The following is a 26,256-nucleotide window of genomic DNA, read 5'->3' as shown; positions in this document are numbered from 1 at the left end:
TGGTTATGGTTCGATCGCGAGCCCACAGGTACGCCTGTGGGCTCGCGGCGCGCCTGACCCGCGGCTGCCGGGGAAGCTGCCACGCTGAATCGTCATGAGCTCCCGTAACTCCCTCGTGCGCCGGACCTCCGGGTCACGCGGCACCGGGGAGACCGTCGTCGCACCGGCCGGGCCAGAGCCCGGTTGGTGGTCACTCTCGCCCGAGCGGGCCCGGACCCTGCTGCTGGTCGCGGCGCGGCCGACGATCACCGCCATGACGGCCACGGTGCTGCTCGTGCTCGTGGTCATGCTCACCACCGGCACCGATCTCACCAGCGCGCCCGCCGCGGTGGCCGCGACTTGGCTTGCCGCACACCAGGTTCCGCTCACCGTCGGCAAAACGACGCTGGGCCTGCTCCCGCTGGTACCGACGGCCGTGCTGGTCTGGGTGGCCGCCCGTGAATGCGCGCGTGCCGTCCCGAAGCGGCCGACGCCTGTCGAACTGGGCTGGTTGACCGGTGCGGTGGTGGTCGGTCCGATGTTGATGACAGCCGTCTGCCTCGCCGTCACCGGTGATGCCTCTGGCGTCATCCCCCTCGCCTCACCCGGCCCGATCTCGGCGTTCGGCTGGGTGCTCGTGCTGTATCTGGGTGCGGCCGCCGCCGGGATCGCGAGTCGGGCGTGGAGTTCGTTGTGCGCGCTCGTTCCGATCGAGATCCCGGAGTGGGCGGTCCTCGGCGCCCGCGCCGCGCGGCGCACCGTGCTGCGGATGCTCGGCTGTGCCGCGCTGGCCACCGTGATCTCGTTCTTCGTGCACCTGTCCCGGCTCGACGACGCGTTCCGGCAGGCGCACAACGGCATCGATGTGCTGGGCATGACCGTGCTGTCGCTGCTCTACCTGCCGAATGTGGTGATCGGCGCGGCCGGGATCCTCAGCGGGGCCGCCGTGCTGTTCGGGGCCGGATCGGTCGGGCTGTTCGGCGTGACCGGCGGACACATGCCGGTGCTGCCCGCGCTGATCCCGGTGCCGGAAGGGCCCGCGTCGTCGTGGTGGATCGGGCTGCTGCTGGTCCCGCTCGCCGTCGGCGTGCTCGGCGGGGTCGAACTCGGTCGCACCAGCGAGGATCGGCCCGGCGCACCGTGGGCGACCCTCACCTGCGCCGCGCTGTCCACGCTGACGTTCCTGCTGCTCGCGATCCTCGGCAGCGGTCAGCTCGGTGCGGTCGGGTGGGTCGGCGTCGATCTGCTGATGCTGGTCGTGCTGATGGTGACCTGGTTCGGGTTCGGCGGCTTCGTCGGCATGACGTTCGCCCGCCGCTTCCTGACGCCGACCGCGCCCGCCGAGGACTACGACGAGTACGACGAGTACGAGGACGACGACTACTACGACGATGACGACTACGAGGACGAGGACCCCGCCGACGACGCGGACCCCGTCGAATACGACGATCCCGCAGTCGAAGTCGACGGTGAACTGGTCGAGGACTTCGACGACGAGCTCGAAGTGAGCATCGCCGCACCGGGCTCGACCGACGAGCCCGCCGACGACATCGTCGACGTGGAAGTGGTCGAGTCGGACCTGCCGGACGAGGACAAGACCCCCGGTCGCTAAGCTCGACCCGGCGATCCTCGCCCCCGCCGCCGCCCGATCACACGCAGGAGTAGAGCGCTGACGTCCTCGTTTGCCCCGTGGAAGCCCGCCGCGACCCCGGCCACCGTCGTCGTACTGGCCTCGGGCACCGGCTCGCTGCTCAACGCCCTGCTGGCCGCCACCCGCGAGCCCGGCTACCCGGCGAAGATCGTCGCCGTCGGCGTCGACCGGGTGTGTCAGGCCACCGAGCACGCCGAAACCGCCGGTGTCGAACACTTCCGCGTCGCGGTCAAAGACTTCCCCGACCGTGCCTCCTGGGATCTCGCGCTGACCGAGGCCGTCGACGCCTTCGCGCCCGATCTGGTCGTCTCCGCCGGCTTCATGAAGATCGTCGGCCCCGCGTTCCTCGAGCGCTTCGGTGGCCGGTTCATCAACACCCATCCCGCGCTGCTGCCCGCGTTCCCCGGCGCGCACGGTGTGCGTGACGCGCTCGCCTACGGCGCCAAGGTCACCGGCACCACCGTGCACCTGGTCGACGGCGGCGTCGATACCGGTCCCATCCTCGCGCAGGAGGCGGTCGACGTGCTGCCCGGCGACGACGAGGACGCCCTGCACGAACGCATCAAGGTTGTCGAGCGACGGTTACTGGCGCAGGTCATCGCCGCCGTCGCGACGCGCGGCATTGTCTCCGACGGACGAAAGGCAGAAATACCAGTGAGCGAGCACGCCGGTGAGTGAACGTAAGGCGATCAAGAGGGCGCTGGTGAGCGTCTACGACAAGACCGGGCTGATCGAGCTCGCCACCGGGCTGCACGCCGCCGGTGTGGAGCTGGTGTCGACCGGGTCGACCGCGGGCAAGATCGCCGAGGCCGGGATTCCGGTCACCAAGGTCGAGGACCTGACCGGGTTCCCGGAGACCCTCGACGGCCGCGTCAAGACGCTGCACCCCCGCGTGCACGCAGGCATCCTGGCCGACACCCGGCGCGCCGAGCACGTCGATCAGCTGGTCGAGCTGGGCGTCGAGGCGTTCCAGCTGGTGGTGGTGAACCTGTACCCGTTCACCCAGACCGTGGCCAGCGGCGCGAGCGTGGACGAGTGCGTCGAGCAGATCGACATCGGCGGACCGTCGATGGTGCGTGCCGCGGCGAAGAACCACCCCTCGGTCGGCGTGGTCGTCGACGTCACCGATTACGACGACGTGCTCGCCGCGGTGAAGTCCGGCGGGTTCACCCTCGCCGAGCGGACCGCGCTGGCCGCCAAGGCCTTCCAGCACACCGCGAGCTACGACGTGGCCGTCGCGAGCTGGATGGGCTCGGTGGCCGTGCCCGCCGTGGCCGAGGAGACCGAGCAGTTCCCCGGCTGGGTGGCCGGTTCGTGGGAGCGCGCCGCGGTGCTGCGCTACGGCGAGAACCCGCACCAGGCCGCCGCGCTGTACACCAGCAACGACGGCACGGTCGGCATCGCGCAGGCGAAGCAGTTGCACGGCAAGGAGATGTCGTACAACAACTACACCGACGGTGACGCCGCCTGGCGCGCCGCGTTCGACTTCGACGAGCCCGCTGTCGCGGTGATCAAGCACGCCAACCCGTGTGGCATCGCCGTGGGCGCCGATATCGCCGAGGCACACCGCAAGGCGCACGCCACCGACCCGGTCAGCGCCTACGGTGGCGTGATCGCGGCCAACCGTGAGGTCAGCGTCGAGATGGCCGAGCAGGTCGCCGAGATCTTCACCGAGGTCATCATCGCGCCCGGCTACGCGCCCGGTGCGGTGGAAGTGTTGCAGCGCAAGAAGAATGTGCGCGTGCTGGTGGCCGAGGCGCCGCAGCGCAAGGGTGTGGAGCTGCGGCCGATCAGCGGCGGTGCGCTGCTGCAGGACCGCGATGTGCTCGACGCCGCGGGCGACGACCCGGTCAACTGGACCCTCGCCGCAGGCGACCCGGCCGACGTCACCACTCTCGCCGACCTCGAATTCGCTTGGCGTGCATGCCGTTCGGTGAAGTCGAACGCGATCCTGCTCGCCGAGGACGGCGCCGCGGTCGGTGTCGGCATGGGCCAGGTCAACCGCGTGGACTCCTGCAAGCTCGCCGTCGAGCGCGCGGGGGAGCGGGCCAAGGGCTCCGTTGCCGCCTCCGACGCCTTCTTCCCGTTCTCGGACGGGCCGGAGATCCTGGTGGCCGCGGGCGTGCGCGCGATCGTGCAGCCCGGCGGTTCGATCCGCGACAAGGACACCATCGAACTCTGCAAGGAAGCCGGCGTCACCCTGTACCTGACGGGTGCCCGCCACTTCGCGCACTGAGTCGAAGCCCGAAACGGGTGCCGCGCCGAATCACTCGGTGCGGCACCTGTTTTCGTCTATGCGGCGTCGACTATCTTGCGATCGCCCAGTGGGGAGCTCAGGGGGATCTCGAGGGTGCCGAGGACCATGTTCATGGTGCACATCTTGTTCACCGAGTCCGCTCGGGTACCGGAGCGCAAGGCCACGGTGACCGTCTCCGCGGTTTCGGTGACGGTGGCGTCCACGGCGTAGCACTGCGGGTTCCCGGTTTCGAAATTGACGCCGATCTTGTTCTCGCCCAGCCGATTCCACGATGTGAAGGGGATCGGGTGCGGGTTGACCAGTGTCGGATCGGCGGTGAGCGGCTGTCCGATGGGCGGATTCGAGTCCTCGGGGCGGATGTTGGTCGGAAGCGGTTGGTACGCAGGCTCATCCGAGGACGCACAGCCGGCCAAAGGTGCCATCAGTACGGCCACGGCTGCCGCAGCGAGGGTGTAGCGCGACATCGTTCTCATGGTGTCGACCCTAGACCGCGCGGCGCGGCCGTGAACTTTCCGCGAACCCTGCGCATAACCCCTCCATTCGCCGCCGGTGAGGACTACATTCGGCTGCGATGCGACACTCGGGCAATCGGTCGGCATCGTCTGCTTGGCTAAAAAATTGGCGATCTTCGAAAGGAACAACGTGGCCGACACGCTGCGCGTAGGCGAAGAACTGGGACTGGGGCAGTCCCTCACCGGTGGTGCGTACACCCTGACTCTGCAGCCGGACGGCAACCTGGTGCTGAGCGAGCCCGACGGCAACGTCGTGTGGGCCGCGATGACGCACGGGCAGGACGCGCAGCGCGCGGCCCTGCAGCACGACGGCGATTTCGTCGTCTACAACGGTGGCGGCCAGCGCGTGTGGGCGACCGACACCAGCGGCAAGAACGTCGAGAAGCTGGTCGTGCAGTCCGACCGCAACGTGGTGCTCTACGGCACCGACGGTTCGGTCGCGTGGACGACCGCCACTGCCACCGACAATCCGCTGCCCGCTCCGGAGCCGGTCGCCGCCGCCCCGATCGCCGAAGAGGTCGCGCCGCCGCCTGCCGCGCAGACCTACACGGTCGAGTCGGGCGACACCCTGTGGGCCATCTCGGAGCGCTTCTACGGCGACGGCAACCGTTACCAGGAGATCGCCGCGGCCTCCGGTATCGACAACCCGGACCTCATCAACGAGGGTCAGGTTCTGACCATCCCGTAAAACACACACGAAAGTGGCCCCGAGGCAACAGCTTCGGGGCCACTTTCGTCTGTCTTACTTGGTGGTGGTGAACGGTAGCAACGCCATCTCGCGCGCGTTCTTCACCGCCACCGCGACCTGACGCTGTTGCTGCGGGGTCAGGCCGGTGACGCGGCGGCTACGGATCTTGCCGCGATCGGAGATGAAGGTGCGCAGCAGATTGACGTCTTTGTAGTCGACGTGCTCGATACCTGCGGCGGTCAACGGGTTCTTCTTCGGCTTGCGCCCCTGGTCGGCGCGTGCCTTCTTGGACGGTGCTCGCTTCACAGCCATGGGATATTCCTTCTCACGAGGGTGTCTCTACCAGCTCGATTTGTGGACCCCGGGGAGCTCGCCCCGGTGGGCCATCTCGCGCACACGAATCCGGGAGAGGCCGAACTTTCGAAGGTAGCCGCGGGGGCGACCATCGGCAGCGTCCCGATTCCGCAAGCGTACCGGACTGGCATCGCGCGGCTGATTGCGCAGTTCGAGCTGGGCGGCGGCGCGCTCGGTCTCGCTGGTGCTCGGCTTGCGGATGAGCTCCTTGAGCTCGGTGCGCCGGGCCGCGAACCGCTCGACGATCACGCGCCGCTGCTCGTTGCGGGCGATCTTCGACTTCTTGGCCATATCTATTGGCTCCCTTCACGGGCCTACATGGTTACGCTTTGCTGCCGCTTTCGGCCCTGAGCTCAGGGAGCGTCAGCGCTCCTCGCGGAAATCGACATGCTTGCGCACGACGGGGTCGTATTTGCGCAGGACCAGCCGGTCGGGGTCGTTGCGGCGGTTCTTGCGGGTGACGTAGGTGAAGCCGGTGTCCGCGGTGGACTTCAGCTTGACGATCGGCCGGATATCGGTCGACTTCGAGGCCATTCAAAGCTCCTAGATCTTGTCGCCGCGGGCGCGGATGCGGGCCACAACAGCCTCGATCCCGTCGCGGTCGATGGTCTTGATGCCCTTGGCGGAGACCGTCAGCGTGACGCGGCGGCCCTCGCTGGGCAGGTAGTAGGTCTTGTGCTGGATGTTGGGATTCCAGCGTCGGTTGGTGCGCCGGTGCGAGTGCGAGACGGCTTTTCCGAAGCCGGGCTTGCGACCGGTGACCTGGCAGTGGGCCGACATGCGACCTCCTTCCATGGTTATGACAACCATTTTCGACAACGATTATTCCGCACTGTACAGTCGCCGTGAGGTAAATGAAAATCATTGTCGAAAGGGGTTTCGGGTGCTGGACCAGACCGACCGGAGAACGCCCGTGGTGCTGCTGGCCGGCTTCTCCGGACCTGCCATGGGCGGTGTCGAACACCTCGCCGCCACGCTGAGCGAGGACGCGGGCACCGTGGTGGTACACCACGATCTCGCCGAACTGCGCGAAGGCGTGGTGCGCCGCACGGTGCGCACCGCGGGCAACGTCACCACCACGGTGCTCGAACTGGCGCACGGGTGCGTGTCGTGCACGCTGCGCGCGGATCTGTTGCCGATGCTGTGCAAGCTCGCCACCCGTGAGCACGTCAAGCGGATCGTGCTCGCGCTGGATCCCGGCATCGAGGCCGAGGCGCTGTGCCAGGCGATCGAGCATGTTGTGGTCACCGGGGTGGCCGATCGCGTCGACGGGCCCGCCGGACGCACCGTGCGCATCGAGGCCGTGCTGACCTGCCTGGACGGGGCGCAGTGGCTCGAGGACGCCACCAGTGACGAGGTGCTGGCCGATCGCGGGCTCGCCTCGGCGGACGACGAGCGGACGGTCGCCCAGGTGGCGGTCGGACAGGTCGACTTCGCCGACGCGCTGGTGGTCCGCACCGAGGGCGCGGAGGCGCTCGACCGTCTCGGGGCGGTGCTGGATCGGCTCGCGCCCGGTGCGCCCGTCGCCTGGCTCGCCGACCTCTCCGGCTTCGACGCGCTCGAGATCGGCGCCCTGCTCACCCGCGTGCCCGCCGACTCGCGCCGCGGCCGGATCTTCGACGCGCACGCCCCGCTGCTGCGCGGTCAGCCGCCGCTGAGCACCGACTGCGGCGTCTCGATCGTCGAATTCGCCGCGCGCAGACCGTTCCATCCCGAGCGGTTGCACGAAGCCCTTGATGTGCTGCTCGACGGCGTCGTCACCGCGCGCGGGCGCGTCTGGCTGGCGACCCAACCCGACCATGTGGTGTGGCTCGAGTCGGCGGGCGGTGGCCTGCGGGTCGGCGGCGCCGGTCGCTGGCTGGCGGCGATGAGCGCCGAGGAACAGGCCGAAGCGAACCCGGACCGGCGGGTGATGGCCGCGCTGGGCTGGGACGAGCGGTTCGGCGATCGCGATGTGTCGCTGGTGATCCTGGCCCACGACGCCGACCCCGCCGAGATCCGCCACGCCCTGCACTGGGCGCTGGTCGAGGACGACGAGCTGCTGCTGGTCGACCGGGCCCCCGAACGAGTCGCGTTGTGGGCGGACCCCTTCGGCGACTGGCACGAAGAACCCTGCGCCGACCCCACCGAGGCCACGGCTTCGGCGAGCGAGCGCACCAATCCGAGAGGAGAAGCGGTATGAAAGCGGGCATCCACCCCGATTACCACCCGGTCGTGTTCGAGGACGCGAACACCGGCAAGCAGTTCCTGACCAGGTCGACCGCGACCAGCGGTCAGACGATCGAATGGACCGACGGGAACACCTACCCGTTGATGGTGGTCGACGTGACCTCGGATTCGCACCCGTTCTGGACGGGCACCGCCCGCAACCTCGACACCCAGGGCCGGGTCGAGAAGTTCGAGCGCAAGTACGGAAAGCGCTCGCGCGCAGGACAGGAGGGCTGAGTCATGGCGGTCCCCAAGCGCAGAATGTCGCGCTCGAACACCCGTAGCAGGCGCGCCCAGTGGAAAGCCGAAGTGCCACAGCTGGTTCCGGTGACGGTAGCAGGCGTCGAATACCGCGTACCCCGCCGCATCGTCAACGCGGTCCGCAAAGGAATGATCGACCCCGCCAAGCTCTGAACGCAATGATGGCCCGCCAGTAATTACTGGCAGGCCATCGTTGTCTGAAGAATGTCAGCCCTCGCGCTCCGCGACCGCGACCAATGCGGCGGCGAGCTGGAAGAACTTGTTGTTGCCCAGGTCGGCGATGGTCTTGATCTTCAGCGCCTCGAGCAGCTGCTTGTCGTGCGCCTCGGTGAGGCCGGCCAGCGCCGACGGGGGCGCGGCGAGAATTTCAGCGAGCGTCTTGTTCTCGAATTCCTTGTCGAGGACTTTGTCGAGCACCACGTTTACGGCCATGCGAACTCCTTCGAACGAACCTTGGATGTGCTGGGCGAGACGAATGCGCCCCGCAGCGACCATAACTCGGTTCGCGCATCGTGGGGTGAGCTTCCACGGGGTCGGCGGTGGGTTCTGTGTCCCCGGCTGTCCAGGGGTCTTACTACGGCACTGTTCTGCCTGTTCAGGGCCTTGCGAGTGGGGTCAGGGCTATCGCCCCGTTAACGGTGTGATGGATGCCACTTGGTGTGGGCGCACAGATGGGCTTGCGGGAGGTTTGCTGGCGGTCGAATTACCAACTTTTGGTTTGTTTTCCGCCACAAGAAAATTCCCTGACCACTGATGCGGAGTCCCTCACAGGTATGTACTCTCGTGCACGAGGGCGGGTTCCCCGAGTATGGGGAACCCGCTCATCGCCACTTCAGGGGTGGTTTTCGCCGCACTTCGCGGCAGGTCGCGACAGCTCGATCGAGCGGGGCGCGAGACCGGAAAGATTCCGACAAACCGGACGTTAGCTGGTTGTCCTTCAGCGCACGGAAACCGGCTGGCGCACCGGCGCCACCGCGTCGCGCCGATCCGGCGCCACCATCACCGCGGTGATCGGCACCGTCAACCCGAGCGCACCGAGCACGAACATCGGGAACACCAAGTCGAACAACGGCATTCCGGTGGGCGTGCGGATACCCGGATCGATCGAGAACGTCAGCGCGGCGACCGCCGTGTAGTACACCGCCGCGACGCCGACCGCGAACAACACCGACACCAGCACCCGCATCGGCACCCGCCGCATCACCTGCGACGCCCACAGCGTCGCGGTGCACAGCGCCATCGACTCCAGTACGGCCACCCCGATGAGCGCGAGCGACTCGTCGACGGTGCCCTGCACCGCGACAGCGTCCAGGGTCAGAAAAGTCGACAGACCGACGCTCAGCCCCATCGTCAACCCGCCGATGATCAGCCGCGGCGCCTGCAGCGTCCGGCCGCAGATCAGCAATCCGGCCAGTACGCCGACCACCGCGATCGCCGCGGCGGCCGCACCGAGCGCGACGTTGTAGCGCATGGTGCTGTCGTGCACCCGCATCGCCAGCAGTGCCACCGAATTCGCCAGCCACAGCCCGACGCCGCCGAGTGAGACCGCGGCCATCGTCAGCCAGATCAGCCGGAACTTGATCGAGTACTTCGCATGTCGGATGCAGGCGAACGCCACCAGGGCGCCGAGTGCCGACAGGTCGAGCGCGAGCCACGCGATACCGGTGCCGTGCGCGAAGGTTTCGGCACCGGTCGCGGCGAGCACATCAAGCACGCCTGCCCGCTCCTTCGAACTGCTGCGGCTCGAGCTGGGCGATGGCGTATTCGGTCACCGCGGCCAGCGCCTGACGAACCTCGACGGCATTGCGCGCGTCGATGTCGACGATCGGAATGCCCTCACGCACCGAGAGCGCTTCGCGCAGTTCGGCGATGGGGAATCGGGGCGCGTTGGGGAAGCGGTTCACCGCGATCAGGAACGGCAGCCCGCGCGCCTCGAAGAAGTCGACGGCGGCGAAACTGTCCTCCAGCCTGCGGGTATCGATCAGTACCACCGCGCCGATGGCGCCGCGGATCAGGTCGTCCCACATGAACCAGAAACGCTTCTGACCCGGGGTGCCGAACAGGTACAGCACCAGGTTGCCGGGCAGCACGATGCGACCGAAGTCCATCGCGACGGTGGTGGTTTCTTTCTCGGGCGTCTCGGCGAGGTCGTCGATGCCGTCGGAGAAATGGGTCACCATCGCCTCGGTGCGCAGCGGCACGATCTCCGACACCGCACCGACGAAAGTCGTTTTCCCTGCACCGAATCCACCGGCCACCACGATCTTGGTCGACGCGACTCGTTGTTCCTGTGTCGGCGGGCGCATGCCATCAGAGGCCACGGAGTCCACGCAAAGTCCTCTCCATCAGTGATCGGCGTTCGTCGTAGCTCGCCTGCTCGGTCAGCGTCGAATGCACTCGAAGAATCCCGCCCACAACGAGATCGCCGATCATCACCCGGACCATACCCAGTGGGCGCCCGAGGTATGCGGCTATCTCGACGACAGATAGCCGATGTGTGGCCAGACGCACGATTTCGATCCGCAGATCGCCTGCGGACCAGTCGTTGTGCGCTGTATAAGAGACCGTCTCCACGACTGCCTCCAGTGGCAGCGCGATCGCGGGCTCGGTCCGGCCGGAGGTCAGCGCGTAGGGCCTGACCCGGGTCGTCGGCCGGGCATCGGATCCGTAAGGGCTCGACATCTCACCTCAGCCGGCGGAGCGGGCGGTGGCGGTGACCGCCGAGCCCACCCGGTCGACGAGCAGTGCCATCTCGTAGCCGATCCGGCCGATGTCGTGGCTCTTGTTGGCCAGCACCGCGAGGTGCGAACCGTTGCCGACGCTCATCACCAGCAGGTAGCCACGCTGCATCTCCACGATCGACTGCATCACCTTGCCGCCGTCGAACAGGTGCGCCGCACCCATCGACAGGCTGGCCAGCCCGGCGGTGACCGCGGCCAGCTGCTCGGCGCGATCGGAGGGCAGATGGGGACTGGTCGCCTGGAGCAGTCCGTCGGCAGAGACGAGCACCGCGTGCGACACGCCGGGCACGTCACGGGTGAAGCGGGCGACCAACCAGTTCAGATTCTCGTCTGTGGGGTGCGCGTTGCTCATTCGAGGCCTCCGTCGTTGTGCTGGATCTCGGCACGACCGCTGCGGACGCCGCTGAGATGTCTGGTCAAGTTGTTGCGGATCTCCTCCGGGTCGCGCGCGCCCTCTTCCTCGGCGGGGGTGAGCCCACCGGGGACGAGTTGGGCGCCCGGCTTGCGGATCGGCAGCCCGCCGCTCGTGCGCGAGGACGTGGGTGGGTGGTCGGCCTCGGCGGCGGCCGTCCAGCCCGCGTCGCCGGGGGCGCTCCACGAGTTGCCGTTGCCGTTACCGGATTCGGCGGGGGCGGTAGCGGGTTCGACGAGCCACTCCGAGACCATCCGCTGGTAGATCGGGGTCGGTGCGGGACCGGCGACCGGCTGCAGGCGGGTACTCGTGGTCGGCGACGGGTCCGCGTCGGCGGGCCGTGCCTGCGGCTCCGGCTCCGGCGGTGTGGTCTGTGCGCTCGCGGGGATGCGCTGCGGCAGACCGAAGGGCAGCGAATCGGCGGGCGGATCGGCTGACACCGGGAGATCGTCGGTGTCGTGTTCGTGTTCGGCCCACATGCCGACCGGAGTCGCGTCGTCGTCGGGTTCGACGGCGACCGGTTCCGGCGACGGTGCCGGTACCGCCGCCGGAATGCGTTGCGGCAGACCGACACTGGTGAACGGGTTCTCGGTCGTGCACGCACCGTTGACCGGGACGATCGGAGCCGCGGGCGTGAAGATCGGCGGCAGTGGTGAAGCCGGGAGATCGGGGAGATCGAGACCGGTCACCGCCTCCAGCGAACGCGGTCCCATCGGCATGATCGGATTCGGGCCGGTGATGTCGGCCGGAGTCAGCGCGTACGGGCCGAATCCGGCGGGCACGATCGGGTTCGGGCCGGTCGAGACCAGCGGATTCGGGCCGGTGGCCGGGCCGGACTTGACCGGCGGCGACGGCGCGACGAGCGCGCTGGGCAGATGCACACTGGCGGTGATGCCGGGCTGCGGCGCGACACCGTTGGTCCGGCGCAGACTCACCGTGATGGTGTGGCGCTTGGCGAGCCTGCCGACCACGAAAAGACCCATGCGGCGAGCGGTTTCGACGGTGACCTCACCACCGGAGGCGAGCCGGTCGTTGGTCGTGCGCAGGTCGTCGGCCGACATGCCGAGGCCACGGTCGGTGATCTCGATCAGATAGCCGCTGTCCACCGCACGGCCCACGATCACCGCCACCGAAGTGCTCGGCGGGGAGTAGCGAAGGGCGTTGTCGATGAGTTCGGCGAGCAGGTGCTCGATATCGACCGCGGACTCACCGGCGACGACACCGTCGGGCACATTGCCGATCTCGACGCGCTGGTAGTCCTCCACCTGCGAGACCGCGCTCCACAGCATGTCCGACAGCGGCACCGGCGGCAGATGACCGCGACGCAACGCGGTGCCCGCGAGCACCAGCAGGTTGTCGCCGTTGCGGCGCATGCGGGTGGCGAGGTGGTCGAGGCGGAACAGGGTCTGCAGGCGCGAGGGGTTGTCCTCGTCGTGCTCGAGTTCCTCGATGAGCGAGAGCTGCTGCTCCACCAGCGACTGGCTGCGCCGCGAGAGCGTCTCGAACATGTTGCCGATCTGCAGGCGAAGGCGGGCTTGATCGCCTGCCAGATTCAGGGCCTGCTCGTGGATCTCGTCGACGGCGCGGGCCAGCTGGCCGATCTCGTCGGTGGAATGCACGCCGACCGGGGTGATCTCCGGTGTCGCGCCACCGCTGCGGACCACGGCCAGCTCGTCGGGCAGCTTCACGTGCGCCACTTCGAGCGCGTCGCGGCGCAGCCTGCGCACCGGCACCACCAGGGTGCGGGCCACGGCCAGCGCGAGCGCGAGGCCGGCCAGCAGCATGCCGAGCACCAGGGTGGTTTCGCGCAGGGCGCCGGTCTGGGCGGTCGCGGTGTTGCTGTCGAGGGTGTGGTCGACGGTGTCGAGCAGGGCCGCGATGGTGGAGGAGTAGGTGTCGGCGCTGACCTGCAGGGTGTTGAGCACCGCGGCGTTGGTGGTGGGGTCGCCGTTGTTCTGGCTGAACACGCTGATCCGGGTCTGCACCGCGTCGAGCAGCGCGGCCTGATTGCCCGCGTGCTCGGGCAGGACCATCGCGTAGGTCTTGATCATGTTCGCTTCGGCGCCGAGTTCGACGAGCATCTTCGCCCGCGCGCTCTGGCTGCGACCCGACTCGGGCGAGACGACGAGCGTGCGTTCCCTTGTGAGGATCCGGCGCGACTGGTGCAGTGCCGTGAGCTGCAGGAAGTAGCGCTCCACGGTGGTGTCGTCGACCTTGGGGGTGCGCGAGAGCGCGTTGCCGATGCGTTCGCCGATCAGGTCGGTCTGCTCGCCGACCATCGCGGGGGAGCCGCCGCGCACGGTGTTGCGCAGGGTGGCGCCCGCGGTGACGGCGGCGTTGAGCTCAGTGGCGACGCCCGGGTCGATGCGGGCCGAGCGCAGGGCACTCTGGACTTCGGCGAGCGCCTGGTCGTAGGTGGTGAGCGCGGCGTCGGTCTGTGGGTCGGCGATCGCACCCCAGTTGGCGGTCGCGGCGACGGCGAGTTGTTCGGTCGCGGTGGCGAATTTGACGACCGGTCGAATGACGGTGGCCTGCTCGGTAGCGGCGCCGAGCTGCGTCATCGTCTGCAGTTCGTTGTTGATGCGCAGCACCGCGAAGGTGGTCGCGAGCATCACCGGCAGCACCAGCACCACACCGACCTTGCGCGTTACCGACCAGTTGGACAGGCTGAATTGCCAGGAGCGCGATGCAGGTTCCATCCGCGTGCGTTGCCTCTGCTTCCACGTGTGACCCCGGCCCGCGCGGGGAGGTCGCGGAGCGATGCGAGCGCAGAACCAACTGGAGGTCTTCTTTTACCGCAGGAAAGATACCGTGCTGGGTGGGCAACGGCAATCCGGGCGGCACGTTCGATAATTCTCCGAATAGCCAGCGCCACAACGACGATTCCGCGGATTTTGTCAAGACCTACAAGCGAACTGCCGAAGTGCTGTGCGCGGACACCTCGACGCGCCCGGCGGCCCTCTCAGTGCGTTCTCAGTCGATCACGGCAAACTACTGCACATGCGCATTCTGGTAGTCGACGACGATCGCGCGGTGCGGGAATCACTGCGCCGGTCACTGAGCTTCAACGGCTACACCGTCGACCTCGCCGTCGACGGTCTGGACGCACTCGAAAAAGTGACCGCATCCAGGCCCGATGCCCTGGTCCTCGACGTCATGATGCCGCGCCTGGACGGCCTCGAAGTGTGCAGACGACTGCGCAGCACGGGCGACGATCTGCCGATTCTCGTTTTGACCGCGCGCGATTCGGTGTCCGAGCGCGTGGCCGGCCTCGACGCGGGTGCCGACGATTATTTGCCGAAACCTTTCGCGTTGGAGGAATTGCTCGCGCGTTTACGCGCGTTGCTGCGCCGTCGAACGCCGGATCCCGGTGAAGCGTCGGAGGCGATGGTGTTCGCTGACTTGTCGCTGGATCCGGTGACCCGCGAGGTTTCGCGCGGCGAACGCGCGATCAGCCTGACCCGAACCGAGTTCTCGTTGCTCGAGATGTTGATGGCCAATCCGCGCCGGGTGCTCACGCGCGGGCGAATCCTCGAAGAGGTCTGGGGCTACGACTTTCCCACCTCCGGCAACGCGCTGGAGGTCTACATCGGCTATTTGCGGCGCAAGACCGAGGCCGACGGCGAAGAGCGGCTGATCCACACCGTGCGTGGCGTCGGCTACGTGCTGCGCGAGACCCCTCCGTAGGCGGGCGGCATGGCACACAAGGAACCCGCGGTCGCCGTACTCGGCAGGCCGCTGGACGCGAGCGAGATGCGTCCGCCGACCCCGCTCACCCGCTCGGTGTCGCTGCGCTGGCGGGTGACCCTGCTGGCGGCGTCGGTGGTGCTGATCGCGGTCGCGGTGACCTCGATCGCGGCTTACGCGATGGTGGCGCGCGCGCTCTACGCCGATGTCGACGCCCAGCTCGAGGCGCGCGCGGCGACCATGATCAACAACAATTTCGAGACCGCGGGCTTCCAGTCGATCGTGTTGGCCGGACTGTTCTCCAACGATGTGGGCGTGGCGCTGATCTATGCCGGGCACAAGCCGTATATGCCGCCACAGCAGACGATTCCGCCGGTCGGCGCCCAGGAACTCGCCGTGGCCGACGGCAAGATCGGTTCGTCGCTGCGCACCGTGGGTGACCAGCGGGTACTCGCCGCGCGCACGCACAGCGGCGCGACCTTGATCATCTCGCAGAAGCTCTACCGCACCCGCGAGGTGCTCGATCAGCTGGCGTGGCTGCTGTTCGTGGTCGGCGCGTGCGGTGTCGTGCTCGCCGCCGCGGCCGGAACCGCCGTCGGCCGCACCGGTCTGCGCCCGATCGCCCGGCTCACCGCGGCGACCGAACGCGTCGCCCGCACCGACGACCTCACCCCGATCCCGGTGACCGGCGACGACGAATTGGCCAGGCTCACCGAGAGTTTCAACACGATGCTGCGCGCGCTCACCGAATCCCGCGACCGCCAGCGCCGCCTCGTCGCCGATGCGGGCCACGAACTGCGGACCCCGCTCACCTCGCTGCGCACCAACATGGAACTGCTCATCGCCTCCGGCAGGCCGGGCGCGCCCCAACTGCCCGACGAGGACATGGCCGAATTGCGCGCCGACGTGGTGGCCCAGATCGGTGAGCTGTCGACGCTGGTCGGCGACCTGGTCGACCTGGCCCGCGAGGACGCCCCCGAAACCGTGTACGAGCGGGTAGATCTGGGCGAGGTGGCCGAGCGTGCGCTCGAGCGTGCGCGGCGCAGACGGGTGGGGATCACCTTCGTTGCCGATCTGGCGCCCTGGTTCGTCTACGGGCACGAGGCGGGGCTGGAACGGGCCGTCCTCAACGTCCTCGACAACGCGGCCAAGTGGAGTCCGCCCGATGCGGTCGTGCAGATCGCCATGCGCCCGGCCGGACCGGGACTGCTCGAACTGGCCGTCGGCGACGCGGGCCCCGGTATCCCGTCCGGTGAACGCGAACTGGTCTTCGAACGCTTCTACCGCACCACCGCCTCGCGCTCGATGCCCGGTTCCGGGCTCGGGCTGGCGATCGTGAAGCAGGTGGTCACCAAACACGGCGGCACCATCGCCATCGACACCTCCGATCGGGGCGGCGCGCTGGTGCGCATCGTGTTGCCGGGGGAGGCGCCGACCGTGCTCGACGAGACCGGCACCGAGTGAGGCGCTGGAGTCTCGGGGAACTGATAGTCCGATCTCAGGCGCCTCTCAGTAGCCGTCAGGAAGCTGGTCTGCAAGCGTGAGGAGACAGACACCATGACCGACGATCCCCAGCACCCCGCTGACCCCTCGCCCTACGGCGGGCAACCGGAGGCGTTCGCCCAGCCGCACACCGCGCAGGGACCGACGGCCGGTTACGGCGGTCAACCGGCGTTCGGTACGCAACCGCAGGCATTCGGGCCCGCGCCGGCCCCGCAGCGAAAGCCGTTGCGGCTCGGCCTGATCGCGGGGGCGACGGCGTTGGCACTGGTCAGTGGCGGTGTCGGTGGCGTTGTGGGCGTGCTCGCCGCCGATGGGGGTTCCGCGCCGGTGACCAACGCGCTCGAAGCGCCCAAGCCTGCGGTGAACAACGTCGCCAACGCGCCCGCCGGGTCGACGCAGGCGGTGGCGCAGCGGGTGTTGCCCAGTGTCGTGATGATCAAGGTCGCGGGTAATCGGGCTTCGGGGGAGGGCTCCGGTGTCGTGCTGTCCTCGGACGGGTTGATCCTCACCAACAATCACGTGGCCGCGGGCGCGGGTGCCTCGGCGAAGATGGAGGTGGTGTTCAGCGACGGCAGCACCGCACCCGCCACCATGATCGGCGCCGATCCCGTCTCCGACCTGGCCGTGATCAAGGTCAGCGGCAAAACCGGCCTCACGCCGATCGAACTCGGCACCTCCGACGGTCTCGCCGTCGGCCAGCCGGTGATCGCGATCGGCTCCCCGCTCGGCCTGGCGGGCACGGTCACCACCGGCATCGTCTCCGCCCTCAATCGCCCGGTCTCGACCAGCGGCGAGGGCACGCCGAGCCAGGTGAACCCGGTGATCGACGCGATCCAGACCGATGCCGCGATCAACCCCGGTAATTCCGGTGGCGCGCTGGTGGACGGGCAGGGCAAGCTGATCGGCATCAACACCGCCATCGCCAGCCTCGGCGGCGAGGCGGCGGGCGGCACCCAGAGCGGTTCCATCGGCCTCGGCTTCGCGATCCCGGTGGATCAGGCGCGCCGGGTCGCCGACGAACTGATCAAGACCGGCCACGCCACCTACGCCCAGATCGGCATCAAACTGCGCCCACAGGACACCGCGGCACGGGTGCTCGAGGCCACGCCCGACGGGCCCGCCGCCAAGGCGAACATCCCGACCGGCGCCGTCATCACCCGCCTCGACGACCGACCCATCGATTCCGGCGACGCGCTGATCGCGGCCGTCCGCTCACATCAGCCAGGAGACAAGGTGAAGGTGACTTACACCGACGAACAGGGCGGTAATCCCAAGACCGTCGAGGTCACGCTCACCGCCGCGGCGGCGGAAGGCGGCCGATGATGCGATCGACGGCGAACCTGTCGTGCGTAAGCGCTACGGTGATGACCATGGACATCGATGCTCCCGTGGCAGGGCGCGCACTGGTTGTTGTCGTCGACGATCGGACGGCTCATGGCGGCGTGGATTCGTTCGGCCCGCTCGTCACCGAATTGCTCAACGAGGCAGGGTTCCTCGTCGACGCCTCGGTGACGGTGCAGGCCGAGGAGGTCGAAATCCGCAATGCGCTCAACACCGCGGTGATCGGCGGTGTCGACCTGGTGATCTCGGTCGGCGGCACCGGCATGTCGCCGCGCGATATCACCCCCGAGGCCACCAGCCAGGTGCTCGATCGTGAGCTGCCCGGCATCACCGAGGCGCTGCGCGCGTCCGGCCGGGTCGCGGGATCGCTCGACGCGGGCCTGTCGCGTGGCGTCGCGGGCATCTCCGGTAGCACCCTGGTGGTGAACCTGCCGGGTACCCGCGCGTCGATCCGGGACGGCATGGCCACCCTCGGCCCGCTGGCCAGCAAGGTGATCGGCGAACTGTCCGGTCTGGACGAATGACCTCCGATTCCCACGACGCGGTTCCCGGACCTGACGATCAGGGCCGGGAACCGACTTCGGCCGACGAGCTACGGCGCAAAGCGGCCGAGGCGGCTCGGCTGGCGAGAATCTTCGGCGACGTATTGCCCGAAACCACCGGTGACGAGCGCGGCGAGGGTTCGCGCGGTTCCGTAGGTGACGAATGGTTACGTTCCCAAGTTCCGCCGCATCATGGGTGATCGCCCCGTTATCTACGTAGCCGCTACGTAATAGGCGGCGTACGAATAGTCGTTTTCCGTGTGCGCGCGGAGAACGGACAAATACTCGAGACCACGCGAAAGCGTGGTCTTTTGTCGTTCCACGGACCGGATCGTTACCCGGCGCCCACTTCTGTCAAGACCCCCTGACAGAAACCTCTACAGGTGCATAAATGCACGTCAAAGCATGTGGCGATAGACGAATGTGTGCGGTGGTTCACAGTGAAATTTACGAACTCTTTCGTTGCCGTATCCGTGGACGGGCGTTTAATGTTCGCCATTGAGCCACCAACTATCGGTCCCCGCAGTACGCCCGACTTCTGTGCGTTGAACCACCCGGTGGAACCCTGGCTCGGGTTCGCCACACCGGCCCCGCCGTATCGCCGAAATAACAGTCGGTTACGTAACGGCAACAAAGGGGCGACACACTGATCTGGGCCCTGTGAGGTCCATTTGTCCGGCTTCGAAAGTCGAAGTCGGCTGTTAGACACCTGATGAGGGGAAGTATGAGCGAGAACCGCACCACCGGTGTGCGCCGTGGCGTCCGTGCCGCGGGCGTCGGCGCTGCCGCGGCCGCCGTGGCCATGGGCCTGCTGTCGACCGGTGCCGCCAACGCCGATACCTTCGTGCCGTTGCCGGACGGCCAGAAGGTCAGCCCTGCTGGCGTGACCATCACCCGCACCCACGAGTCCGCCCTGATCTCGCCGTCGATGTCCGCCAACGGCGCGGGTCGCGTCGTCTGGGTCTCGGGCACCGCGATCGCCGAGGTCACCGACACCCCCGAGGGCGAGGTCGGCCCCTGGAACGGCCCGACCGGCCGTCCCGGCTCCAACAACTCGTCGACGCACGGCACCTCCCAGCTGAACACCGGCTACATCGTCGGTTGCCAGGTGAGCATCGCCGATGACGCGATCAGCGCCGGCCTTTCCGCCAAGATCAACACCACCGGCGGCGGCGTCGGCGGTTCGCTCGGCATCAGCCTCGGCCCGGGCGAGGTCAAGTTCGTGCAGATCAGCTCGAAGGACATCCTGACGGCCGGTACGTACGCGATCGATTACCAGGACGCGGAAATCGAGATCCAGGGCTGCGCCGGCTACGCGCAGGCCCGGGCGTACACCGTCGTCGAGGTCATCGGCGACAACTACTCGAAGACCACCCTGTACGGCCAGCCGTTCAGCATCGGCTGACGTTCTTCGATCCGGCACGAATCTTCTTCTCGCTGCGGCGAACTCAATCCTCGAGGGACAAATCCTATGATCAACCGTAAGTTCATGGCGAAGGTGGCGGGCGTCAGCGCTGCGGCCACCGTGGCCGTCGGCCTGTTCTCCACGGGCGCGGCCAACGCCGATACCTTCGTTCCGCTGCCGGGTGGACACATCACCAAGACGCTGTCCGACGGCACCGTCGTCGACATCGCCCTGGTCGGCGAGTCGGCCCTGATCAGCCCGTCCATGGGTTCCACCCCGGTCCACCGCAACGCGTGGGTCTCGGGTAGCGCCCAGGTCACCGTCTCCGACGGCGGCTCCGGCAAGATCTACCCGGGTTACACCGTGGGTTGCCAGGTCAACATCGCCGGTGGTGGCGGTGGCGCCTCCGTCGACGGTTCCGTCTCCGGCGACTCGGGCGATGTGGAAGTCGGCGGCAGCGGCGAGCTCTCGCTCGGCCCCGGCCAGTCGAGCTCGTTCTACATCCTCGACCGCGAAATCGCCGACGACTTCGGTTCCGAGGCGCACAGCAAGTCGAACAAGTTCAAGAACGGCTCCGGCTCGGTGACCTGGTCCGACACCACCATCGGCCTGACCGGCTGCGCCGGCTACGCGCAGGCGCGTGCCTTCGTCTCCGTCGAGGTCGAGACCGACAACGTCATCTCCTGGGTGACGCTGTGGGGCGCTCCGTTCAGCCTCGGCTGATCTGTTCGCATCCCGAACTCGAAACGGGCCGGTCGCTACTGCGACCGGCCCGTTTTGTTGTGCGTTCAACATCGTCGCGCTGGACATTACGAGTTCGCCTCATTATGTTGAACCCCGATTCATAGCTTCTCGATTCACCTCCCGGCAGGATGTTCTGTCCTGTTGCCAGCGGTGCCTGTCCTCGTGACACACCCCAGCTGGGTCCGGGCGCAGCACAGATATCGGCCTCGATGGTCGAGGTCGGATTTGCGTATACCTCGAGGGGAAGAATGAGCGAGAACCGCACCAACCGCGGGCGTCGCGGCGCGTGGAGCGCAGGCGCCGCAGTGGCCGTGACGATCGGCCTGCTGTCGGCAGGTGCTGCCAACGCGGACACCTTCGTACCGCTGCCGGACGGCCAGAAGGCCGGTCCCGGAGTCACTTTGAGTCGTACCGGCGAGCATGCCGTCGTCTCCCCGTCGCTGGCCGCCAACGGCGCTGGTCGCGTCGTGTGGGTATCGGGCAACGCGCGCGCCGATGTGCAGGTCACGCCGGAGGGCGAGGTCGGGCCGAACAACGGCGCGTCCAACCGTCCCGGCTCCAACAATTCTTCGACGCACGGTGCGTCGCAGCTGAATACGGGTTACCTCGTCGGATGCCAGGTGAGCATCGGTGATGATGCGGTCAGTGCCGGGTTGTCCGGTGGAGTGTCTTCCAGCGGGGTGAGCGCGGGCGGATCGATCGGCCTGAACCTCGGGCCCGGGCAGGTCGCCTTTGTGCAGATCGACGCCAAGGACATCTTGAAGCCCGGCGTCTACTCGGTCGAGTACCAGGATGCCGAGATCCAGATCCAGGGTTGCGCCGGCTACGCGCAGGCCCGGTCTTACTCGGTTGTCGAGATCATCGGCGATCACTACTCGAAGACCACGCTGTACGGAGCGCCGTTCAGCATCGGCTGATCGCACGTCCGGAACCGAAACTCTTTCTCGTTCACACGAATTCACCCTCGAGGGGTCACTGTGATGATCAACCGTAAGAGCATGGCGCGCGCAGTCGGTTACACGGCAGCGGCGACCGTGGCATTGGGCTTGCTGTCCACGGGTGCGGCGAATGCCGACACCTTCGTTCCGCTGCCGGGCGGCCACATCAGCAAGACGCTGTCCGATGGCACCGTGGTAGATATCGCGCTGGTCGGCGAGTCGGCCAATATCAATCCGTCGATGGGTGCCACCCCCGCGCATCGGAATGCATGGGTATCCGGTAGCGCTCAGGTGACGGTGTCCGGCGGTGGGAGCGGCAAGATCTTCCCCGGTTACACCGTGGGTTGCCAGGTCAACATCGCCGGCGGCGGTGCAACGGGTGGTGCCGAAGTGGAGCAGGAGACCGGCAAGGATCCCGCCGGTGCAGTCACCACTGGTGGCGAGCTCTCGGTCGGTCCGGGCCAGTCGAAGTCCTTCTACGTCCTCGACCTCGAAATGGCCGACGACTTCGGCAACGAAACCCACAAGACCCGCAACGCCTTCAAGAACGGCTCGGGCTCGGTGACCTGGGCCGATGAAACCATCGGCCTGACCGGTTGCGGCGGCTACGCCCAGGCGCGCGCCTTCGTGAGCGTCGAGGTGGAAACCGACAATGTGATGAGCTGGGTGACCCTCTGGGGTGCACCGTTCAGCTTGGGCTGATCGAAGAGGACTGTCGCACAATCGGATCGGGGTCTGCTCCAGGGAGCGGGCCCCGATCCGTCTGTCCCACAGACATACTCAGAGCGTGCGCCTCCTCGGTCTTGGAGAACCGCGCGATGCTATCGAGGGTCAGGGCAAATTTCTCGCGAACCACATCACGGTCGACCGACAACCGGTCAGTGGAAGACGACGGTCAGTGCCGTTCGTAACGACGCGCCGGCGACCGCGGCGGCGTATTCGGTGTCCAATGCGAGCAGGACCACCCGATCGGCGCCGCGCCGATCACCCGTCGCGGTGACGAGCACGACCGCCGCATCGGTGGCCAGCGTCCGTGCGGGCGCGCTCGCCCCCGGCCCACCCGCGTCTTCGACACCGACCACATCGACCCGATCGCCCGCCCGCAACACATCAGCCACCGCCGCGTCGGCCAACCGGATCGGCACGATGCGCGCATCGGGACTGCCCGCGGCCGCGGCGGCCAGCCGTGGGCCGACCACCCGCAGATCGGTGAAGGTCTCGCCCGCGTGCATGGCGCCGGTCAGCGTCGCGCCGAGCAGGACAGTGGTATCGCCGACGGAACCTGTTGGCAGCGAGCGGGATTCGTGTCGATCGACGCGTAGATCGTCGGCGGTGAGCAGCCTGCCCGGCGCGAGATCGCGGGCCGCGACGACCACGTCGACTTTCGCTGCGCCGGGGTCACCACGCACGAACAACACCACGGCGGCGACCGCGAGCACTACGGCGGCGATGCGCCGGGCGAGCAGCGCATCGGCCCAGGCCGGACGGTTACCGAGGGTGAAACGCCAGGAGCTGCCACGTCCCAGATCGGCGAAACTGCGAGTCATAGCGAAAGCGTAGAACCGCCGCGGTGCGAAAAAGCCGCCGAAAGCCCCGCCTGTGGATAACTACGGGGCTGTGGATAACTCGGAAAAAGTCAGCTGGCGGCGGCCGGAGTGGAGCTGGTGCTCGACGTACTCGGGCTCGACGAAGAATTTCCGTTGCCGTTGCTGCTGCTCGCGCCATCGGTCGACGTCTTCGCCGGTTCACTCGCGGTGGACGCACCACCACGGCTGTCGGTGCGGTAGAAACCGCTGCCCTTGAACACGATGCCGACCGAGTTGAACAGCTTGCGCAGCTTCCCGGAGCACTGGGGGCATTCCGTCAGTGTGTCGTCGGAGAAGGACTGAACGATGTCGAAGCGGTTGTCACACTCGGTGCACGCGTACGAATAAGTTGGCACAGGATCCTCCGCAAGTCTCTCGTCGATCTAGCACTCTACCGCCGACACTGCCAACGCCGCGAATCGCCGTTTCATTCCGGCGAAACGGGGAGGTCGCGACCCAGCTGTCGCAGGCCACCGTCGGGGGTGAGCGCCCAACCCATTCGCCGATCGTGCGGTTCCTCGGGAAGCCGGTCGACCAGTTCATTATCCCGGACGACGGCGATGAGCCGCACGTCCGCGCGCGCGGCGCCCAGCGTCCGGTCGTAATAGCCCGCACCACGCCCGAGCCGCACCCCACGCCGATCCACCGCCAGCGCGGGAACCAGAATCGTGGCGGCCTCGGCCACCGTCGCGGGCCCCAGCGTCTCGGTGGTGGGTTCGAGCAGGCCGTATCGGGCCTTTCGCAAGGAATCCGGGCCCTCGTAGCGCGCCCAGCTCAGCGGACCGGGTTCGCCGGTCACCGGTAGCAACACTGTGGCGCCGTGCTCGCGCAGCGCGTCGAGCATGCGCAGATCGCCGGGTTCACCACGGACCGGAACGTAAGCGCACACAACGTCATCGACCCCGGTGAGGCGGGTGTTCGAGGCAGCGAGCGCGGCCGCTTCGACGGCGTGTTCGGCGGGGCTCACCTGAGCGCGAGTGGCAAGGATCTCGCGGCGCCACGCATATTTGGTGCGCTCACCGGGCATCTCCACAGCGACCACTTTAGTCTGCACAGGAGTACGGGCGGAGCTGCGCCGGTTCCACGCGGACGCGTAGCGCTCCTCCAGCCGCGCACGGCCGGAGCGAATGCGGAGGTAACGCCTTAAGCTCTTGCCGACGCCGGATCGTCGCGCGGGCGATCGGACGGCACTGAATGGATAGGGTATGCGCATGACAGACAAGACTTCCGGTTTCCGCACTGCGGTGGTACCCGCGGCCGGACTCGGGACGCGGTTTCTGCCTGCCACCAAGACGGTGCCCAAGGAATTGCTGCCGGTGGTCGACACCCCCGGCATCGAGCTGGTCGCCGCGGAGGCCGCCGATTCCGGTGCCGATCGACTGGTGATCGTCACCTCGCCCGGCAAGGACGGCGTCGTCGCACACTTCGTCGAGGACCTCGTCCTGGAGAGCACCCTGGCCGAGCGCGGCAAGTTCGCGCTGCTCGAGAAGGTGCGCAAGGCCCCCGGACTGCTCGACGTGACCTCGGTCGTCCAGGAGGAACCGCTGGGTCTGGGCCATGCGGTCGCCCAGGCCGAAGCCGTCCTCGACGACGACGAGCTGGCCATCGCCGTCCTGCTGCCCGACGATCTGGTGCTGCCGTGCGGCGTGCTCGAGACGATGAGCCGGGTCCGCCGCGAACGTGGCGGCTCCGTGCTGTGCGCGATCGACGTGCCGAAATCCCAGGTCAGCGCCTACGGTGTCTTCGACGTCGAGGAATGCGCCGACAATGCCGAGACCGACGTGCTGCGCGTGAAGGGCATGGTCGAGAAGCCCGACCTCGCCGACGCGCCGTCGACCCTCGCCGCCGCAGGCCGCTACCTGCTCGACCGAGTGATCTTCGACGCACTGCGCCGCATCACCCCTGGCGCCGGCGGGGAATTGCAGCTCACCGATGCCATCGCCCTGCTGATCGCCGAGGGACACCCGGTCCACGTGGTGGTCCACCGTGGGTCGCGCCACGACTTGGGCAACCCGGGCGGTTATCTTCGAGCTGCTGTGGATTTCGCCCTCGAGCGGGAGGAATACGGCCCGCAACTGCGCGAGTGGCTGAACTTCCGGCTCAGCCCGGAGTGGGATCCACAGTCGCCCGTCGCCTAAATGCGGTAGGTACGCCGCCGCCATAGATTCAGGAGCTCGATGCGCTCGGTTGAGGATCAGCTGATCAAGGTCACCGCGGCTGCGGTCGCACCCCGGCCGGTCCGGGTGGCGATATCGGAGGCCCAGGGTTTGCTGTGCGCCGAGGACGTCGTCACCGAGCGGCCGCTGCCCGGCTTCGATCAGGCCGCGATCGACGGCTACGCGGTACGCAGCGTCGATGTCACCGCCGCGGGCGTGGACGTGCGCGACGAAGACGGCGAGCTGATCGACCTCACCCTGCCGGTGGTCGGCGAGGTGGTGGCCGGTTCGCGCCAGCCCATCCGCTTGCAGCCGCGCCAGACCGTGCGGGTCGACACCGGCGCGCCGCTGCCGACCCTGGCCGATGCCGTGCTGCCGGTGGAGTTCACCGACGGTGGGCGGGCCAGGATCAAGGTGTTCGAGCCGGTTCGCTCGGGCGATTACGTCCGCCGGGTCGGCGACGACGTGCAGCCCGGGGACGTGGCCGTGCGCGCGGGCACGATCATCGGCGCGGCCCAGGTGGGCCTGCTCGCCGCGGTCGGCCAGGACAAGGTGCTCGTGCATCCGCGTCCGCGGCTGTCGGTGATCTCCATCGGCGGCGAGCTCATCGACATCGATCGCACGCCCGGCCCCGGCCAGGTCTACGACGTGAACTCCTACGCCCTCGCGGCCGCCGCGCGCGACGCGGGCGCCGACGTGAACCGGGTCGGCATCGTCAGCGCCGACCCGCGCAGGCTGCGTGACGTGGTCGAAGGACAGCTGGTGCGTTCGGAGGTCGTGGTGATCGCGGGTGCGGTCGGCGGCTGGGCCTCGGATCAGGTGCGCGAGGCACTCGACGGGCTCGGCGAGCTGGAGGTCGACCGGGTGGCGATGCACCCCGGTTCGGTCCAGGGCTTCGGCCGGCTGGGCCGCGACGAGGTGCCCACCTTCCTGCTGCCCGCGAATCCGGTGAGCGCGCTGGTGGTGTTCGAGGTGATGGTGCGTCCGCTGATCCGGATCGCACTGGGCCGCCGCCAGCCGATGCGTCGAATTGTCAGCGCCCGCACCATCACTCCCATCACCTCGATGCCGGGCCGCAAGGGCTACCTGCGCGCGCAACTGCTGCGCGACGAGGCGACCGGCGACTACCTGGTGCAGCCGCTCGGCAACGGCAACGGCGGCTCCTCACACCTGCTGGTGACCCTCGCCGAGGCCAACAGCCTGATCGTGGTGGAACCCGACGACACCGATTTCCGCACCGGTGACGAAGTACAGGTCGCGTTCCTGGCGCAGCGCGGCTGAAAAGTGGACT

General features: G+C 67.9%; 32 protein-coding genes. 18 read left to right on the top strand and 14 right to left on the bottom strand.

Annotation, left to right across the window (positions count from 1 at the left end; genetic code table 11):
- Nucleotides 1-94 precede the first annotated feature (94 nt).
- From ACFWUP_RS28065 to purH, 3 genes are read left to right on the top strand one after another with little or no spacing between them, the layout of a single operon-like run.
- On the top strand, nt 95-1,591 hold the full coding sequence (locus ACFWUP_RS28065; protein WP_379238971.1) for a DUF6350 family protein: 1,497 nt from the start codon (nt 95-97) through the stop codon (nt 1,589-1,591).
- A 36-nt stretch (nt 1,592-1,627) separates the two neighbouring features.
- Nucleotides 1,628-2,308: a phosphoribosylglycinamide formyltransferase gene (purN, locus tag ACFWUP_RS28060; RefSeq protein WP_379238987.1), complete on the top strand. Its 681-nt coding sequence runs from the start codon at nt 1,628-1,630 to the stop codon at nt 2,306-2,308.
- Nucleotides 2,301-3,866, top strand: a complete 1,566-nt coding sequence (gene purH, locus ACFWUP_RS28055) for a bifunctional phosphoribosylaminoimidazolecarboxamide formyltransferase/IMP cyclohydrolase (protein ID WP_379238970.1) — start codon at nt 2,301-2,303, stop codon at nt 3,864-3,866. The genes purN and purH overlap by 8 nt, the downstream gene beginning before the upstream one ends.
- Before the next feature lie 56 nt (nt 3,867-3,922).
- Here the strand turns inward: purH and ACFWUP_RS28050 are convergent, their stop codons facing one another.
- The gene (locus tag ACFWUP_RS28050) at nt 3,923-4,360 is read right to left on the bottom strand and encodes a hypothetical protein (protein ID WP_379238969.1); all 438 of its coding nucleotides are present in this window, start codon (nt 4,358-4,360) and stop codon (nt 3,923-3,925) included.
- Nucleotides 4,361-4,529: 169 nt separating this feature from the next.
- Here ACFWUP_RS28050 and ACFWUP_RS28045 point away from each other — a divergent pair, with 169 nt between their 5' ends.
- Nucleotides 4,530-5,087 carry a LysM peptidoglycan-binding domain-containing protein gene (locus ACFWUP_RS28045; protein ID WP_379238968.1) on the top strand — a complete coding sequence of 186 codons (558 nt, stop codon included), beginning with the start codon at nt 4,530-4,532 and terminating at the stop codon, nt 5,085-5,087.
- Nucleotides 5,088-5,141: 54 nt separating this feature from the next.
- On the opposite strand, the gene rpsR is transcribed toward ACFWUP_RS28045, so the two are convergent.
- The 4 genes from rpsR to rpmB all read right to left on the bottom strand — a co-directional run bounded on the left by rpsR (nt 5,142) and on the right by rpmB (nt 6,221).
- Entirely contained in the window at nt 5,142-5,399 is a 258-nt protein-coding gene (gene rpsR / locus ACFWUP_RS28040) for a 30S ribosomal protein S18 (RefSeq protein WP_379238967.1), read from the bottom strand.
- Between the two features lie 27 nt (nt 5,400-5,426).
- Nucleotides 5,427-5,732 (bottom strand): 30S ribosomal protein S14, encoded by a 306-nt coding sequence (gene rpsN, locus ACFWUP_RS28035; RefSeq protein ID WP_379238966.1) that lies wholly within the window; start codon nt 5,730-5,732, stop codon nt 5,427-5,429.
- A gap of 72 nt (nt 5,733-5,804) precedes the next feature.
- Nucleotides 5,805-5,975 (bottom strand): 50S ribosomal protein L33, encoded by a 171-nt coding sequence (gene rpmG / locus ACFWUP_RS28030; RefSeq protein ID WP_379238965.1) that lies wholly within the window; start codon nt 5,973-5,975, stop codon nt 5,805-5,807.
- 9 nt (nt 5,976-5,984) lie between these two features.
- On the bottom strand, nt 5,985-6,221 hold the full coding sequence (gene rpmB / locus ACFWUP_RS28025; RefSeq protein ID WP_379238964.1) for a 50S ribosomal protein L28: 237 nt from the start codon (nt 6,219-6,221) through the stop codon (nt 5,985-5,987).
- 103 nt (nt 6,222-6,324) lie between these two features.
- Between rpmB and mrf the strand changes: the two genes are divergently transcribed.
- Genes mrf through rpmF form a run of 3 tightly spaced genes read left to right on the top strand, consistent with a single transcriptional unit; the run spans nt 6,325 to nt 8,063 of the window.
- Nucleotides 6,325-7,623 carry a ribosome hibernation factor-recruiting GTPase MRF gene (gene mrf, locus ACFWUP_RS28020; RefSeq protein WP_379238963.1) on the top strand — a complete coding sequence of 433 codons (1,299 nt, stop codon included), beginning with the start codon at nt 6,325-6,327 and terminating at the stop codon, nt 7,621-7,623.
- Nucleotides 7,620-7,886: a type B 50S ribosomal protein L31 gene (locus tag ACFWUP_RS28015; RefSeq protein ID WP_379238962.1), complete on the top strand. Its 267-nt coding sequence runs from the start codon at nt 7,620-7,622 to the stop codon at nt 7,884-7,886. Before mrf ends, ACFWUP_RS28015 begins: the two co-directional genes overlap by 4 nt.
- Nucleotides 7,887-7,889: 3 nt before the next feature.
- The gene (gene rpmF / locus ACFWUP_RS28010; protein ID WP_379238961.1) at nt 7,890-8,063 is read left to right on the top strand and encodes a 50S ribosomal protein L32; all 174 of its coding nucleotides are present in this window, start codon (nt 7,890-7,892) and stop codon (nt 8,061-8,063) included.
- A gap of 54 nt (nt 8,064-8,117) precedes the next feature.
- On the opposite strand, the gene ACFWUP_RS28005 is transcribed toward rpmF, so the two are convergent.
- The 6 genes from ACFWUP_RS28005 to ACFWUP_RS27980 all read right to left on the bottom strand — a co-directional run bounded on the left by ACFWUP_RS28005 (nt 8,118) and on the right by ACFWUP_RS27980 (nt 13,762).
- Entirely contained in the window at nt 8,118-8,342 is a 225-nt protein-coding gene (locus ACFWUP_RS28005) for a hypothetical protein (protein WP_379226796.1), read from the bottom strand.
- A gap of 505 nt (nt 8,343-8,847) precedes the next feature.
- Nucleotides 8,848-9,624: a hypothetical protein gene (locus ACFWUP_RS28000; protein WP_379238960.1), complete on the bottom strand. Its 777-nt coding sequence runs from the start codon at nt 9,622-9,624 to the stop codon at nt 8,848-8,850.
- Nucleotides 9,617-10,216, bottom strand: coding sequence for an ATP/GTP-binding protein (locus ACFWUP_RS27995; protein ID WP_379238986.1), 600 nt, complete (start codon nt 10,214-10,216; stop codon nt 9,617-9,619). Before ACFWUP_RS27995 ends, ACFWUP_RS28000 begins: the two co-directional genes overlap by 8 nt.
- Before the next feature lie 4 nt (nt 10,217-10,220).
- Nucleotides 10,221-10,592, bottom strand: coding sequence for a DUF742 domain-containing protein (locus tag ACFWUP_RS27990; protein WP_378609420.1), 372 nt, complete (start codon nt 10,590-10,592; stop codon nt 10,221-10,223).
- A gap of 6 nt (nt 10,593-10,598) precedes the next feature.
- Nucleotides 10,599-11,003, bottom strand: a complete 405-nt coding sequence (locus ACFWUP_RS27985; protein ID WP_019049250.1) for a roadblock/LC7 domain-containing protein — start codon at nt 11,001-11,003, stop codon at nt 10,599-10,601.
- Nucleotides 11,000-13,762: an ATP-binding protein gene (locus tag ACFWUP_RS27980; RefSeq protein WP_379238959.1), complete on the bottom strand. Its 2,763-nt coding sequence runs from the start codon at nt 13,760-13,762 to the stop codon at nt 11,000-11,002. Before ACFWUP_RS27980 ends, ACFWUP_RS27985 begins: the two co-directional genes overlap by 4 nt.
- Nucleotides 13,763-14,063: 301 nt before the next feature.
- On the opposite strand from ACFWUP_RS27980, the gene ACFWUP_RS27975 reads away from it, so the two are divergent.
- From ACFWUP_RS27975 to ACFWUP_RS27935, 9 genes are all read left to right on the top strand, one after another.
- A complete protein-coding gene (locus ACFWUP_RS27975; protein WP_378911181.1) occupies nt 14,064-14,750 on the top strand; it encodes a response regulator transcription factor in 687 nt (228 codons plus the stop codon).
- A gap of 9 nt (nt 14,751-14,759) precedes the next feature.
- Entirely contained in the window at nt 14,760-16,214 is a 1,455-nt protein-coding gene (locus ACFWUP_RS27970; RefSeq protein ID WP_379238958.1) for an ATP-binding protein, read from the top strand.
- A 93-nt stretch (nt 16,215-16,307) separates the two neighbouring features.
- On the top strand, nt 16,308-17,576 hold the full coding sequence (locus tag ACFWUP_RS27965; RefSeq protein ID WP_379238957.1) for a S1C family serine protease: 1,269 nt from the start codon (nt 16,308-16,310) through the stop codon (nt 17,574-17,576).
- Between the two features lie 47 nt (nt 17,577-17,623).
- Nucleotides 17,624-18,118: a molybdenum cofactor biosynthesis protein B gene (locus tag ACFWUP_RS27960; protein WP_379238956.1), complete on the top strand. Its 495-nt coding sequence runs from the start codon at nt 17,624-17,626 to the stop codon at nt 18,116-18,118.
- Nucleotides 18,115-18,336 (top strand): hypothetical protein, encoded by a 222-nt coding sequence (locus tag ACFWUP_RS27955; protein WP_379238955.1) that lies wholly within the window; start codon nt 18,115-18,117, stop codon nt 18,334-18,336. The genes ACFWUP_RS27960 and ACFWUP_RS27955 overlap by 4 nt, the downstream gene beginning before the upstream one ends.
- A gap of 524 nt (nt 18,337-18,860) precedes the next feature.
- The gene (locus ACFWUP_RS27950; protein WP_379238954.1) at nt 18,861-19,541 is read left to right on the top strand and encodes an MspA family porin; all 681 of its coding nucleotides are present in this window, start codon (nt 18,861-18,863) and stop codon (nt 19,539-19,541) included.
- A 66-nt stretch (nt 19,542-19,607) separates the two neighbouring features.
- Nucleotides 19,608-20,264 carry an MspA family porin gene (locus ACFWUP_RS27945; RefSeq protein ID WP_379238953.1) on the top strand — a complete coding sequence of 219 codons (657 nt, stop codon included), beginning with the start codon at nt 19,608-19,610 and terminating at the stop codon, nt 20,262-20,264.
- Nucleotides 20,265-20,533: 269 nt separating this feature from the next.
- On the top strand, nt 20,534-21,202 hold the full coding sequence (locus tag ACFWUP_RS27940; RefSeq protein ID WP_379238985.1) for an MspA family porin: 669 nt from the start codon (nt 20,534-20,536) through the stop codon (nt 21,200-21,202).
- A gap of 63 nt (nt 21,203-21,265) precedes the next feature.
- Nucleotides 21,266-21,925: an MspA family porin gene (locus ACFWUP_RS27935; protein ID WP_379238952.1), complete on the top strand. Its 660-nt coding sequence runs from the start codon at nt 21,266-21,268 to the stop codon at nt 21,923-21,925.
- Nucleotides 21,926-22,101: 176 nt separating this feature from the next.
- Here the strand turns inward: ACFWUP_RS27935 and ACFWUP_RS27930 are convergent, their stop codons facing one another.
- From ACFWUP_RS27930 to ACFWUP_RS27920, 3 genes are all read right to left on the bottom strand, one after another.
- Nucleotides 22,102-22,770, bottom strand: a complete 669-nt coding sequence (locus ACFWUP_RS27930) for an SAF domain-containing protein (RefSeq protein ID WP_379238951.1) — start codon at nt 22,768-22,770, stop codon at nt 22,102-22,104.
- 89 nt (nt 22,771-22,859) lie between these two features.
- Nucleotides 22,860-23,165 carry an FmdB family zinc ribbon protein gene (locus ACFWUP_RS27925; protein ID WP_379238950.1) on the bottom strand — a complete coding sequence of 102 codons (306 nt, stop codon included), beginning with the start codon at nt 23,163-23,165 and terminating at the stop codon, nt 22,860-22,862.
- Between the two features lie 71 nt (nt 23,166-23,236).
- On the bottom strand, nt 23,237-23,836 hold the full coding sequence (locus ACFWUP_RS27920; protein WP_379238984.1) for a 5-formyltetrahydrofolate cyclo-ligase: 600 nt from the start codon (nt 23,834-23,836) through the stop codon (nt 23,237-23,239).
- Nucleotides 23,837-24,020: 184 nt separating this feature from the next.
- On the opposite strand from ACFWUP_RS27920, the gene ACFWUP_RS27915 reads away from it, so the two are divergent.
- Together ACFWUP_RS27915 and glp are read left to right on the top strand one after the other, a co-directional pair.
- On the top strand, nt 24,021-24,947 hold the full coding sequence (locus tag ACFWUP_RS27915) for a UTP--glucose-1-phosphate uridylyltransferase (protein WP_379238949.1): 927 nt from the start codon (nt 24,021-24,023) through the stop codon (nt 24,945-24,947).
- 39 nt (nt 24,948-24,986) lie between these two features.
- Nucleotides 24,987-26,246 (top strand): gephyrin-like molybdotransferase Glp, encoded by a 1,260-nt coding sequence (glp, locus tag ACFWUP_RS27910; protein ID WP_379238948.1) that lies wholly within the window; start codon nt 24,987-24,989, stop codon nt 26,244-26,246.
- The last annotated feature ends 10 nt before the right edge of the window (nt 26,247-26,256 follow it).

The organism is Nocardia sp. NPDC058658 (assembly GCF_042716665.1).
Taxonomy (GTDB): domain Bacteria; phylum Actinomycetota; class Actinomycetes; order Mycobacteriales; family Mycobacteriaceae; genus Nocardia.
Note: the sequence above shows the minus strand (reverse complement) of the source record. Positions and strands in the feature narration are given on the sequence as shown.